Genomic DNA, 13,355 nt, shown 5'->3' on the forward strand with positions numbered 1-13,355 from the left:
AGCAATTCGGGAATCACATTCCACTAGGATGATCGCGTTGTCACAAGATATTGCGCTGCGTCAAATGGCATCCTCGTCGCGTTCGCCGGTGCGGATGCGCAGCGCGGTTTCGACCGGAATGACGAAGATCTTGCCGTCGCCGATGCGCCCGGTCTGCGCGGCAGCGGCAATGGCTTCGACGACGCGTTCCGCCAGCGAATCCTCCACCACCACTTCGAGTTTTACCTTGGGCAGGAAGTCGACCACATATTCCGCGCCGCGATACAGTTCGGTATGCCCCTTTTGACGACCGAACCCCTTGGCTTCGGTCACCGTGATGCCGCTGACGCCAACCTCGTGCAGCGCCTCCTTCACCTCATCGAGTTTGAACGGCTTGATGATCGCCTCGATCTTTTTCACGCAGCACGCACTCCCATTCTGTCGGTTCACCTTACAACATCCGTGCCAGCCGCGCGAGGGGCGCAAAAGCGCGGGCGGACCCGGTCGGCACCCATGTCACGATGCTCAACAAATGGGCAGGAGGCGGGGGAATTGCCGGATTGGCAGGCACGACGATGCCGTCGCGCATGCGAGTGCGCGTGGTCGCGTCGGCTCGATTGAACCAAAAAAGATGAAATAAAAACTTCTGCACCCGCAAGAAATTTATCGAAGGAGTGATGTTGGTTCAGCTGCTTACGCGACAAAAGCGGCTTTGGACTCAAAGAGAGAAATGATACTCTTCGGAGGTCGAGTCGGGAGTCGTGCATTATACCCTTGAAGGGCGTTCAAGGGCGTCAGTGTAAAAATTATACCGAAAATGTACGATGCGCGTAACGACTCAATCCTCGACGTGTTGTTTTATTCTCTCAAGAAGCAGGAGATAAACCATGTCTGAAGCAGTAGGTCTTTATCAAGTAAAGCTGTTGGTCCAGCTCGGCGTTGAGCCGATCGTCGGTGCTCCCACCTTGCATTTGTCGCTGCTGGTCAATGCGGTTTCTGGTCAAATCCATGGCACGGCGCACATTACGCAGTCGCTGCCGCCGCCCTACGGATCGATCGAATTTCCCGTCAGCGGCGTGCTGCATCATACCGGTTTCGGGCACGATACACGGCTTATCGCGCTGCATGGTGAATATGTCGTGTCGGTGCCGCCGCCCGCGATCGGCAGCTATCTGGCGCACTTCTCGGCGGCGCTGGCCGTCGATGCGGAATGGAACGGCGTTGGCACTTATACCTATGGTAACCACACCATTACGCACGGCACGGTAAGCAAAGTCAGCTGAACCTAGCGGCAGCGTGGGGCGGGGCCGCCTCGCCCCATGCTGCCTTTCGGATGTCTCGCTAAGACCGATCGGGGATCAAATTTCAATAAGGCGGCTTGTCGAACCCGCCGGGGCTGAGCGTGAAGATCTCGCAGCCGGTCTCGGTGATGCCGATCGAATGTTCGAACTGCGCCGACAGCGAACGGTCGCGCGTCACCGCCGTCCAGCCATCGTCGAGCACCTTCACGTCGGGGCGACCGGTGTTGATCATCGGCTCGATCGTGAAGATCATGCCGGGCTTCAGTTCGGGGCCGGTGCCGGGGCGACCGGCATGGACCACTTCGGGCGCATCATGGAACAGGCGGCCGACGCCGTGGCCGCAGAAATCGCGCACCACACCATAGCGGTGCTTTTCGGCGTGGCGCTGGATCACGTCGCCAATGTCGCCCAGATGGTTGCCCGGCTTGGCGGCTTCGATGCCGAGCATCAGGCATTCATAGGTTACCTCGACCAGCCGCTTCGCTTTGATCGGCACGTCGCCGATCAAATACATGCGGCTGCTATCGCCGTGCCAGCCGTCGAGCAACGGGGTGACGTCGACATTGACGATGTCGCCATTTTTCAACGTCTTGTCGCTGGGAATGCCGTGGCACACGACATGATTGGTCGAGATACAGCTCGAATGCGTATAGCCACGATAGCCCAGCGTTGCGGGCACGCCGCCGCGTTCGACGATGAAACGGCGGATCATCGCGTCCAGTTCGGCGGTGGCCATGCCGGGCACCATGTGCGGCACGATCATGTCGAGCGCTTCGGCGGCGAGTTTTCCGGCGGCACGCATACCTGCAAAGGCTTCGGGCCCATGAAGCTTGATGGCACCGGTACGGGCGGTGGGCGCGTCGGCGGTTACGGTTACATATTCGGTCATCCCCGCGATATAGCGAAGCCGCTTGGGCTTTGCGAGGGCCACGATGCGGGCTATGCGGGAAGCATGACGACACGCATCTGGACGGCCGCGCTGGCGGTGATCGGCGACGAGATCCTGTCGGGCCGCACGCAGGACAAGAATATCGCGCAAATCGCGACCTGGCTGAACGTGCAGGGCATCCGGCTGGCCGAGGTGCGCGTTGTGCCCGACAAGACCGCAGCGATCGTCGAGGCGGTCAACGTGCTGCGCGCGCGCAACGATTACCTGTTCACCACCGGTGGCATCGGCCCGACGCATGACGACATCACCGTCGATGCCATTGCCGAGGCGCTCGGCGTCCCGGTGGTCCACCACCCGCAAGCGGTGGCGGTGCTGGAGGCCTATTACACCACGCGCGGCGGCCTGACCGAGGCGCGCAAGCGCATGGCGCGCGTGCCCGAAGGGGCCGACCTGATCGAGAACCGCATGTCGGGCGCGCCGGGCATCCGCGTCGGCAATATTTTCATCATGGCCGGCGTACCGCACATAACGGCGGGGATGCTCGACGCGCTGACCGGCACGCTGGAGGGCGGGTTGCCGGTGCTGTCGCGCACGATCGGCTGCTGGGTCGGCGAGAGCGAAATCGCCGACCTGCTGCGCGAGGCCGAAAAAAGCCATGAGGGCGTGGCAATTGGGAGTTATCCCTTCTTTCGCGACGGGCGCACCGGTGCCAATTTCGTGGTGCGCGCGACCGACGCCGCGCTGGCCGACCGCTGTATCGCGGACTTGACGCGCGCGTTGGAGGCGACCGGGCGGACGGTTGTGGCGGGCGGGATTTGAAGGACAGGAGCGACATGATGAAACGTATCTGTGTGGCGATGATCCTGACGGCGGCGCTGGCATCGTGCGATGGCAGCCCCAGCGGCAGCGACAAGCCCGCCGCCGCAGCGACGCATGATCCGATGGAAGCGAAGATCGACGCGTTGTCGCCCTCGTTACAGCAGACGACGATGTTCCGTGCGATCCGCGACGGCGGCTATACCTGCCAGAAGATCGTGCGGATGGAGAAGCACGCGCCGATCGACGGCAAGGCGACCTGGATCGCCGAATGCGACGACCACGGCCAATATGTCATCGCCTTGCAGCCAGGCGGCATCTTCTGGGTAAGCGGCGTACCCCAGCCCAAGAAGCGCTAGAAAAGACCATATCGCGTGAACGGATGAAGCATAGCGGCCATGCTCGGCATGGTTCCGTCTAGGGGAAAGCACGCATAGCAGAAGCTGGGGCGGCGCGGCATTGCTCCTGTCATCGCGCGCGCACCCTGCGCTGTCGGCAGGATCGTGTCGCCGGTGACACGGTGTCGGGGAAAGCCATCATGATGACGCCCGGACCCGCTGGTCTCTCGCCTGCCGAAGCCGTCGATCGTCTGGTGCGCGACGGGCCCAATGCCTTGCCCCGCGCCGGGCGGCGCTCGACCTTTCATATCGCGTTCGAGGTGGTGCAGGAGCCGATGTTCGCGTTGCTGCTGGCAGGCGGCATGGCTTACCTGTTGCTGGGCGATTTGACCGAGGCGTTGATCCTGCTGGCCTTTGCCAGTTTTTCGGTGGTCGTCACCGTCGTGCAGGAAACCCGCACTGAACGGGTGCTGGAGGCACTGCGCGATCTCTCCGCACCCAGCGCCCTGGTCGTTCGCGGGGGCGAGCGGTTGCGCATTCCGGGGCGCGAGGTGGTGTGCGGCGATCTGCTGGTGCTGGAGCAGGGGGATCGCATCGCCGCCGATGGACGCTTGCTCAGCGCGGACGATCTTCAGGCCGATGAATCATTGTTGACCGGCGAGTCTTTGGCGGTCGGCAAGGCGGTTCAAGCCGACGCTCCATCAGCCGATCACCGTCCGGGCGGCGAGGATCAGCCCTATGTCTATTCGGGCACGCTGGTCGCGCGGGGCAGCGGCATCGCCGAGGTGACCGCGACGGGCCCTCGCAGCGAAATCGGCAAGATCGGCCAGTCGCTCGCCACGCTCGATACCGAAGCGCCGCGGCTCCAGCGCGAAACCACTCGCATCGTCACCTGGTGCGCGATCGGCGGGGGCGCGGTGGCGCTGGCGGTGGTGGTGCTGTTCGGCCTGCTGCGCGGCGGCTGGATCGAGGCGATCCTCGCCGGGATCGCGATCGGCATGTCGATGCTGCCCGAGGAATTTCCGGTCGTGCTCACTATCTTCCTGGCGATGGGGGCGTGGCGGATCGGCGCGGTCGGCGTGCTGACGCGGCGCGCGGCGGCGATCGAGACGCTGGGGTCGGCAACCGTGCTGTGTACCGACAAGACCGGTACGCTGACCGAAAACCGCATGTCGGTGGTCGCTTTGTGGCTGGCCTCGGGCGAGGATGCGACGCTGGGGGAGGCACCTTGCGCCTTTGCCGATTACGGGCCGATCGTGTGCATGGCCGCGCTGGCCAGCGCGGTGGAACCGTCCGACCCGATGGAAATCGCGCTGCATCAGGCGCATGTCGAAGTCTGCGCGCCGACGGGGCCTGACTGGACGCACGTCCACGGTTATGCGCTGCGGCCCGATCTGCTCGCCATGTCCAATGTCTGGCGCACCGATGACGACCGGCTGATCGTCGCGACCAAGGGCGCACCCGAGGCGATTGCCGATTTGTGCAAGCTGGCACCCGGTGAACGCGACCGTATGACGCTGGCGGTGGATCGGATGGCCGCGCGCGGCATTCGCGTGCTCGGCGTGGCGACGGCGGTCGCCGCCAATACCGATTGGCCGGAAACGCAGGCGGGCTTTGCGTTCGAATTGGTCGGTTTGGTCGGGCTGGCCGATCCGCTGCGCCCGACGGTGAAGGCGGCTGTTGCCGAATGCCGCTCAGCGGGAATCCGCGTGGCGATGATTACGGGGGATTATGCCGCCACCGCCAAGGCGATCGCGGCGCAGGCGGGAATCGCCGATGGGGACATGCTGACCGGCGATGAACTGGCGGCGCTCGACGATGCCGCGCTTGCCGTGCGGTTGAAGACGGTAACGGTGTTCGCCCGCATCATGCCCGAACAGAAATTGCGCATCGTTCAGGCGTTCAAAGCCGATGGCGAAGTGGTGGCAATGACTGGGGACGGGGTCAACGACGCGCCCTCGCTAAAGGCGGCGCACATCGGCATCGCGATGGGCAAGCGCGGCACCGATGTCGCGCGCGAGGCGGCGGCGATCGTGCTGCTCGACGACGATTTCGGCGCAATCGTGCAGGCAGTGGCGCTCGGTCGACGGATTTACGACAATATCCGCAAGGCGATGGCGTTCATCTTCGCGGTGCATGTGCCGATCGCGGGGCTGGCGTTGCTGCCGCTGGTGTTTGGCATGCCGATTCTGTTCGGGCCAATCCATATCGCCTTGCTGGAAATGGTGATCGATCCCGTCTGCGCGCTTGTGTTCGAGGCCGAGCGCGGGGAAAGAGACATCATGCAACGCCCGCCGCGCGACCCGAACGAACCGCTCTTCTCCGTGACGATGATCGCGTGGGGCGTGTTTCAGGGCGGGTTGGCCTTTGCCATGCTGGCAACCGTGTTCCTGCTGGAAGTGCGCGGCGGTATGCCCGAAGTGGAGGTCCGCGCGCTGGTGTTCTTCGCGCTGATCGCCGAAATTTTGGCACTCATTCTCGTCAACCGCTCGTTCGGCGCGTCGATCATCGAGGCCTTTGCGCGACACAATAGCGCGCTGCGCGCCGTGCTGGCGGCGATCGTCGTCATCGCCAGTCTGATCTTCTTCCTGCCCGCCGCGCAAATCTTGCTGAAATTCGGGTCGATCGCGTGGATCGACATGGTGTTCGCAGTCGGTTTGGGGGCGGGGCTGCTGGTGCTGCTCGAACTGTGCAAGCCGGTCGTGCGCTCGATCATGCGGCGTGGCGCAATCGCGCGTCCGGCGGCGGCATGACCGCACCCGATTTGCGCGGCTTCTCCCTGGAACGCGGGTTCTTCCTCGCGTTTCTCATTATCGTGTCGCTGGTCTTCGCGTGGCTCATCGCGCCCTTTTTCGGTGCGATCGTGTGGGCGGTGGTCGCCGCGATCGTGTTCGCCCCGCTGACCGACTGGTTGACCGCCAGGCTTGGGGGTCGCCGCAATGTTGCGACGGTGTTGACGCTGTTGGTCATCCTGCTCGCGGTGATCTTGCCGACGGTGCTGCTGGGCGGCGCGCTGCTGCAACAGGCGGCGGGGCTCTACGCCAAGATCAAGTCGGGCAAGATCGATTTCGATCTCGTGTTCTTCCAGGTCGAGGGGCGCTTGCCGAACTGGGTCCAACAGCAACTGGCGGGCTATGGCCTCACCGATTTCGCCGCGGTGCGCGCGCGGATCGCGGACGGAGCGGTCAAGAGCTTTGATTCGCTGGCGGGGCGCGCGTTCAGCCTCGGGCAGAGCGTGTTCGGGCTTTTGGCGACGCTCGGCATCATGTTGTACCTCTGCTTCTTCCTGTTGCGCGACGGGCGCGAGATCGTCGCCAAGGTCGAACATGCCATTCCGCTGCTTCCGGAATATCGCCGCGCGCTGTTCGACAAATTCGCCGCCGTCGTGCGCGCGACGATCAAGGGCAGCCTGGTCGTCGCGGTGTTGCAGGGGATGATCGGCGGGCTGATCGTGTGGGCGCTCGGCATTGGCGGCGCGCTGCTGTGGGGCGTGCTGATGGGCGCGTTCTCGCTGCTGCCCGCGATCGGTACGGGCATCGTGTGGGTGCCGATGGCGCTCTATCTGCTCGCAACTGGCGCGATCTGGCAGGGGATTGCGCTGGCGCTGTGCGGGTTTTTCATCATCAGCAGCGTCGACAATGTGGTGAAGCCGATCCTGGTTGGCCGCGACACGCAAATGCCCGACTATGTTGTGCTGATTTCGACCTTTGGCGGCCTGGAACTGTTCGGGTTTAACGGGCTGGTGGTCGGCCCGGTGATCGCGGCGATGTTCATCGCCACGTGGGAGATTTTCTCGCGATCGCGCGACGCTCACCGGGGTATCGACGTCCGCTGATGCGCGTGGCGTGATGGGCGGCTGGGCCTGATCGCAATGCCTTTCAGCCCCTCCGCACAGACCAGATAGGCGACCACCACCGCAACGATCCCGCCCGTCATCGCCAGTGGCGGTGTCTGGAAACCCAGCCAGTGCGCCAGCGGGGTGAAGGGTAAAATGAGCGCCACCAGCAACGCGCCCAGGGATGTCATCGTCAGGATCGGGCTCGCGCGGTTTGCCCACGGCCTGCCATTGGTGCGGATGATGAAGATCACCAGCACCTGTGTCGCCATCGATTCCAGAAACCACGCGGTACGGAATTCAGGCGGTGCGGCATGGAACAGCAGCACCAGCCCGGCAAAGGTGAGTAAGTCGAACAGCGAGGAGAGCGGCCCCATGATCGCCGCGAATTTTACGAGGTCGCGCAAGTTCCACACTTGTGGCTTCGCAATCGCCTCGGCGCGGACGGTGTCGAACGGAATGCCGATTTCGGACACGTCGTAGAGCAGGTTGTTGAGCAGGATCTGCGTCGGCAACATCGGCAGGAACGGCAGGAAGAACGACGCCACCGCCATCGACAGCATGTTGCCGAAGTTCGAACTGGCCCCCATGCGGATGTATTTCAGGATGTTGGCGAAGGTCCGCCGCCCTTCTTCCACGCCGTCCGCGACCACCGCGAGATCGCTGTCGAGCAGGATCATGTCGGCGGCCGCCTGCGCGACGCCGGTTGCGCCCGCGACCGACAGGCCGATATCGGCCCCTTTGAGCGCCGGGGCATCGTTGATGCCATCGCCCAGATAGCCGACCACCGCTCCGCGCGCCTGCAATGCCCGCACGATGCGGGATTTCTGGTCGGGCGCGAGCCGCCCATAGGCATCGACATGCCGCACCTGCACCGCGAGCGCGTCGTCGGACAGATGCGCGATGTCCGAGCCCGACAATACGCGGTCGGCCTTCATGCCGACCAGCGCGGCCAGCCGCTTGACCACCACCGGATCGTCGCCCGACAGGATCTTCAGTCGGATTCCCGCTGCCGCCAGGCGGGCGATGGCTGCGGCGGCGGTTGCCTTGGGCGGATCGGCAAAGGCACACAGACCCTCGAAGACGAGGCCGGTTTCATCCGCTGCCGACACGGTTTGCGCAGGGGCGGTCCAGACGCGCGACGCCACGGCGATCGTGCGCAAGCCTTCCTGCCCGGCCAATGCCGTGACTTGCGCCAGCGCGGCGGCGCGTTCCTTCGGACCCATCACGCTGCCCCCATGACTCGACGTGCACAAGGCGAGGACGGCTTCGGGCGCACCCTTGGCAATGAGGATCGTGCCATCGGGGCCAGTCGCGACCACAGATCCCAGCCGCCGCGCAAAGTCGAAGGCGTGGCGTCCGAGCAGCGTCCAGCCCGCATCCGCATCGGGCGCGGCGGCGAGCAACGCCGCGTCGAGCGCGCCGCGGTCTCCACCGAGAGCGGCGGCAATGGCGGCGAGCCGCGCCGCGCGCGGGTCCGTTGCCCCGGTGGGCGAGAGGCTGCGCGCGAGCGTGATTTCAGCCGAGGTCAACGTGCCGGTCTTGTCGGTACACAGCACCGTCATCGCGCCGAGGTCATGGATCGACGCCAGCCGCTTCACGATCACCTTGCGCCTGGCCATTCGCATCGCACCGCGCGACAACGTGACGGTGGTAATCATCGGCAGCAATTCGGGCGTCAGCCCCACCGCCAGCGCGACCGCGAACATCAGCGATTGCAGCGCCGGTCGCCCGAAGAACACACTCGTCGCCAGCACCACCACGACCAGCACGATCGTCAGCCGCGCGGTGAGCAGCCCATAACTGCGCAAGTCGCGCTGAAAGGGGGAAAGTTCGGTCGCTTCGTCCAGCGCCGCCGCCGCGCCGCCAAACACGGTCGCTGCCCCGCAATGGACGACCAACGCGATTGCCTCGCCGGTCTGGCCGACCGCGCCGCGAAACAGCGCATTCGACGCCTCGCCTGCCGTCTCACCGGTGACCGTGCCGGGGCGCTTTTCCACCGGATACGGCTCGCCGGTCAGCGCCGCCTCATTGGCGGTGAACGCATCACTATCGAGCACCAGCCCGTCGGCCGGGATGATGTCGCCCGCGCGCACCCGCATCACGTCGCCGGGCACCACGCCCTCGACCGCAATTTGCACGAACTGGCCGTCGCGCTTGACTTCGGCCTTCAGCGCCACCGTCCGCCGCAGCGCCGCCGCCGCGCCCAGCGCCTGCCGTTCCTGCACAGCCTCAAGCCCGATCGAGATCGACAGAATGGCGACGATGATTGTCCCGCCCACGGAGTCGCCGGTGGAAATCGACACGATCGCCGCGACGAGCAGGATCAGCGACAGCGGCTCGAACAGGCGGCGGACGATTGCGTGAAACACGCCGGTCTGGCGCGCGATCGCATCGGCATTGGGCCCATAATGCGCGAGCCGCTCGTCGGCCTGCGCTGTGGTCAGCCCGTCATGGCCGCAATCAAGCTCAATCGATACTGCGTCGGCGCTGCGCGTCCAAAACGGCGCGGTGGGGGAGCCGGGGGCGGGGGCGTGCATCCCGCCACTATCCGTCGGCGGTGGGCGCGCGGTAGCTTCGGAAACTACGCACGCGCCCGGTGGTGGATCGTGCCGCTGTCAGAGCTTGCCGGCACCCGCATTGGCGATAACGGTGCCGATCAGACCGGTGGTCGGCTTGAGCACATAGCTGTAATTGGCGGCGGGCGACCAAGTGCTGGCGGTAACGGCAGCGTTGGAGGCGCGCAGCGGGGTGGTGACATCGACGGTAACGCCGTTCAACTGCGTGCCCGAATCGGCAAAGGTCGACGCGCAATCATCGGCGGTATAGCCCGTGGTGATGCACCCGCTGGTACGCGCGGCGCTGACCGAAATGCCCCACAGATTGTTGACGGTCCCCGCCGTTCCCGGCGTGATGATAGCGTTGTTTTCGGCGATGATCTTGCCGCTTTGCCCAACGGTCCAGGCCACCAGGAAGGGTTCGTCGGCGGTTTGGTCGAGCGAGACCTCATAATAATTGTTGTACACATGGACCTGGCCAAAGCGCACCCGCGGCATCCGCTGGCGCAGGCCCTGGAAGTAATTGTCGTGGAAGGTCACCTTCAGCACGCTCGGGTTTTCCGCCGTCTTGCTGGCCGTATCGGTGCCGCCGATCAGGAACGATTTGTCATGGCCGAAGAAATAGCTCTTCGAAATCGTGACGAGATTGCCGAGCTTGGTCACGTCGATCAGCCCGTCATGATGCTGCACCTTGAAGTCGCTGCCGGTGTAATTCACCGCCCCGACCGTCTCGGTCCATACCGAGGGATAGAGGCGGTCGATCCGCGCGCCGTCGCTGAAGGTGCTGTGGTCGATCCAGACATGCGTCGCATACAGCACCGAGATCAGATCATAGGCCGAGTTCCAGCGCCCGGTGGCGGAATCGGTCGGGTCCCATTGCGGGAAGAAGTCGAACGCATCCTCGAAGGTGATGTTGCGCACGACGACATTGTCGATCGGCGCGCTGCTGGTGCCGAGGATCAGATTGCCGTGGACGAGCTTGGCATCGCTGCCCAGGCCGATGATCGAAGTGTTCGACGGTACGAAGATCTGCACGACCTTCTTTTGCAGCGCGGCTGCACAGACGCGCGCGTTTTCGGGATTGCCGACCGGCAAGCTGGCATTGCCGTATACGCTCGGGCGATAGGCGGCGAGATAGGCGGTGGTCAGCGCGGCCTCGGCGGTGAACCCATAGGTCGTGCTCGCGCAACTGCCCTTGATGTAATCGTCGGCGGTCTGTTCGGTCAGCGCCTGGTTCATGTTGAGACTGATTTGCCCCTTCACGTAAATCAGCTTCTTCGCCGGATCGAGCGTGCCCGTATAGCTGCCATCGGCGGCGATCGTGGCGGTGTTGCCGTACAGCGCCTGGATCAACTCGTTGCGATTGGTAACGGTATAGGTCTTGGCCGCCACCGCGCCGTCGCCCCCGGTGGTGCCGGTGCCGGTCGCTGCCCAGCCATCGGCACCGAGCGAGGAAGCAGGCGTTGGCGCGGGGGTGGCGGGGCTGGGCGTCGGCGTGCTCCCGGTCGTGCCGCTATTGACGACGGTTACCCCACCGCCGTTATTGGAATCTCCGCAGCTCGCCAGCACCAAGGCTGCTGACGTCATCAAAAACACCGCTTTCATGGTCATGATCACTCTCCCCTGTGTATCAACCTATGCTGTAGACACCGGTGTCATACGGATTTTTGCCGCATGCCGGTCTTCGTCGCACTCCTGACTTGCGGGTGATCCGGAACGTTAAGCGTGCGAAGTCTCTGCCCTCGCGTCGCTAGGCCCCTTCCTCCCGGCATCCTCCATCGATCCGTCGCGCCGGATTCTTGTTTAGGAAGGGGAGATTAGCCACGTTGATACCGGTGTCAATAAAGGGCTTGGCTGCTTGGGCTGTTTGGTGTCGAGCCTTCACGCTATGTGCTGGTAACCTCCAACGGTCGGGGGCCAAAAATAGGGAAATCCATGTCGGCAACCAAGCAGGGCGGAGCCAATTTCGTCGTTATCGCGGCGCTCTTCGCCAATCTCGGCATTGCGCTCGCCAAATTCGTGGCGGCGGCGATCACGGGATCGTCGGCGATGCTGACCGAAGGCTTCCACTCGGTCGTCGACAGTTTCAACCAGCTCCTGTTGCTGTACGGCCAGCATCGCGGACGTCGTCCGCCCGATGAGGCGCATCCGTTCGGCTATGGGCGTGAGCTGTATTTCTGGAGCTTCGTCGTCGCGATCCTGATCTTCGGCGTCGGCGCGGGCGTGTCGATCTACGAGGGCTGGGTCCACATTCTGGAGCCCGAGCCGCTGCACGATCCGCTGGTCAATTATATCGTGCTCGGCGTCTCCTTTGCGCTGGAGGGGGGATCATGGTTCGTCGCGGTGCGCGAATTCGCCGCCGCCAATCGCGGCAAGGGCTGGTGGGCGGCGGTACGCAAGTCCAAGGACCCGGCGGGCTTCATCGTGCTGTTCGAGGATTCGGCCGCAATCGCCGGCCTGATCGTCGCCGGGGTTGGCGTTTGGGCCAGTCAGGCCTGGGGCGACCCGCGGATCGACGGGGCGGCGTCGATCGTGATCGGCGTCATCCTTGGTATCGTGGCGGCGTTGCTGGCGCGCGAGGCGAAGGGCTTGCTGATCGGCGAGGGGGCCGATCCGGCGGTGGTGGCCAAGGTCCGCGCGATTGTCGCGGCACGGCCCGAAATCACTGCGGTCAACCATGTCCGCACCATCCACACCGCGCCTGACAGCATCTTCGTCGCGATCAGCGCCGATTTTCGCGATCAGATCACGATGGGCGACGCGGAGACGCTGATCGAAACGATCGAGACCGAGTTGAAGGCGGCCGAGCCGATGCTGTCGTCCATCTATATCCGCCCGGAAAAGCGCGAGAATGCGGCAACGCTTCCTGCGGGACCGCCTCGTTAGCGCTTGGGAGCAGGGACAATCTCGACGACGTCAAGCAGCGATTCGAAGCGGGGATAAGGGAGCACCAGCCGCCAGCGCTTGTCGCCAATCCGTTCGATATAGCCTGCCATGTCGCGATTGCTGTCCTGCCCGTAACTGAGCGGTTTGGTCTCGTCGCCGAGAACCATCGTTCCCAAGAAGACGGCGCGCGCTTGAGACTCGGGGAACAGCAGCCCGACGGGACGCTGCGCCCCGGAAACCTTGTACAGGCTCGACACCTCACCCTCATCGTCGACCTTGCAATCGACCGGAGGATAGGTGGTCACGTCGTGCATGGCGGTTCCGTTCGCGCCCAACTTGATGACGCGACACAGATAGCTGCCGGGAGGCGGCATTGCCCCGCTCAGCGCGCGGTCCGGGTCGAAGAGTAGCGAATCCGAGGCGACAACCGTGGCCTTTGCGCTGCCTTGTGCCTTGGCCAGGGCATCGACCCACGCCTGTCGCCAGTTGCGCAAGCGCGTCCGGTCTTCCGCAGTCGCCACGCGTCGCCAGTCGATTTCGGTACTTGGCGCGGCGCGCAACGATCGCGGCTCGGCGATGCGCACCTCGATCGTCTTGCTTGCCTTGCCGCCGCACCCAGCGAGCAGTGCAGCGGGCAAAGCGCACACGATCGACCCCAGGATTCGGGCTAAAACCTTCAAAGCGACCGATCCCCTATTGCGATAGCCCGACACCTAACCACGCCAGCAAAGGGTTGCCAAGGGTAGGGCTACC

11 protein-coding genes are annotated in these 13,355 nt (G+C 64.3%); 6 read left to right on the plus strand and 5 right to left on the minus strand.

The features are described from left to right. Nucleotides 1-60: 60 nt before the first annotated feature. Nucleotides 61-399, minus strand: coding sequence for a P-II family nitrogen regulator (locus ACP7BY_RS05725; RefSeq protein WP_033965448.1), 339 nt, complete (start codon nucleotides 397-399; stop codon nucleotides 61-63). 467 nt (nucleotides 400-866) lie between these two features. Here ACP7BY_RS05725 and ACP7BY_RS05730 point away from each other — a divergent pair, with 467 nt between their 5' ends. Continuing rightward, nucleotides 867-1,262: a DUF1842 domain-containing protein gene (locus tag ACP7BY_RS05730; protein WP_033965425.1), complete on the plus strand. Its 396-nt coding sequence runs from the start codon at nucleotides 867-869 to the stop codon at nucleotides 1,260-1,262. An 82-nt stretch (nucleotides 1,263-1,344) separates the two neighbouring features. Here ACP7BY_RS05730 and map read toward each other — a convergent pair whose 3' ends face one another. Beyond that, nucleotides 1,345-2,169, minus strand: a complete 825-nt coding sequence (gene map / locus ACP7BY_RS05735; RefSeq protein WP_137902667.1) for a type I methionyl aminopeptidase — start codon at nucleotides 2,167-2,169, stop codon at nucleotides 1,345-1,347. A gap of 63 nt (nucleotides 2,170-2,232) precedes the next feature. On the opposite strand from map, the gene ACP7BY_RS05740 reads away from it, so the two are divergent. The 4 genes from ACP7BY_RS05740 to ACP7BY_RS05755 all read left to right on the plus strand — a co-directional run bounded on the left by ACP7BY_RS05740 (nucleotide 2,233) and on the right by ACP7BY_RS05755 (nucleotide 7,158). Further along, nucleotides 2,233-2,988, plus strand: a complete 756-nt coding sequence (locus ACP7BY_RS05740) for a competence/damage-inducible protein A (RefSeq protein WP_033965424.1) — start codon at nucleotides 2,233-2,235, stop codon at nucleotides 2,986-2,988. A 14-nt stretch (nucleotides 2,989-3,002) separates the two neighbouring features. Continuing rightward, complete coding sequence (locus tag ACP7BY_RS05745; RefSeq protein WP_126845265.1) at nucleotides 3,003-3,344, plus strand: hypothetical protein; 342 nt, start codon at nucleotides 3,003-3,005, stop codon at nucleotides 3,342-3,344. A gap of 179 nt (nucleotides 3,345-3,523) precedes the next feature. Further along, nucleotides 3,524-6,076 (plus strand): cation-translocating P-type ATPase, encoded by a 2,553-nt coding sequence (locus ACP7BY_RS05750; protein ID WP_197057798.1) that lies wholly within the window; start codon nucleotides 3,524-3,526, stop codon nucleotides 6,074-6,076. Continuing rightward, nucleotides 6,073-7,158 (plus strand): AI-2E family transporter, encoded by a 1,086-nt coding sequence (locus ACP7BY_RS05755; RefSeq protein WP_033965445.1) that lies wholly within the window; start codon nucleotides 6,073-6,075, stop codon nucleotides 7,156-7,158. Before ACP7BY_RS05750 ends, ACP7BY_RS05755 begins: the two co-directional genes overlap by 4 nt. Here the strand turns inward: ACP7BY_RS05755 and mgtA are convergent. After that, nucleotides 7,134-9,698, minus strand: a complete 2,565-nt coding sequence (gene mgtA, locus ACP7BY_RS05760) for a magnesium-translocating P-type ATPase (RefSeq protein ID WP_137902634.1) — start codon at nucleotides 9,696-9,698, stop codon at nucleotides 7,134-7,136. The genes ACP7BY_RS05755 and mgtA overlap by 25 nt on opposite strands. A gap of 78 nt (nucleotides 9,699-9,776) precedes the next feature. After that, nucleotides 9,777-11,327: a polysaccharide lyase family 1 protein gene (locus ACP7BY_RS05765; RefSeq protein WP_033967372.1), complete on the minus strand. Its 1,551-nt coding sequence runs from the start codon at nucleotides 11,325-11,327 to the stop codon at nucleotides 9,777-9,779. A 324-nt stretch (nucleotides 11,328-11,651) separates the two neighbouring features. Between ACP7BY_RS05765 and ACP7BY_RS05770 the strand changes: the two genes are divergently transcribed. Then, entirely contained in the window at nucleotides 11,652-12,602 is a 951-nt protein-coding gene (locus tag ACP7BY_RS05770) for a cation diffusion facilitator family transporter (protein ID WP_137902633.1), read from the plus strand. Here ACP7BY_RS05770 and ACP7BY_RS05775 read toward each other — a convergent pair. Then, nucleotides 12,599-13,282 (minus strand): DUF4893 domain-containing protein, encoded by a 684-nt coding sequence (locus ACP7BY_RS05775; RefSeq protein WP_052192565.1) that lies wholly within the window; start codon nucleotides 13,280-13,282, stop codon nucleotides 12,599-12,601. The genes ACP7BY_RS05770 and ACP7BY_RS05775 overlap by 4 nt on opposite strands. Between the last annotated feature and the right edge of the window lie 73 nt (nucleotides 13,283-13,355).

It is taken from the genome of Sphingomonas sp. PSPC2-2 (assembly GCF_049897725.1).
In the GTDB taxonomy this organism is placed as follows: Bacteria; Pseudomonadota; Alphaproteobacteria; order Sphingomonadales; family Sphingomonadaceae; genus Sphingomonas.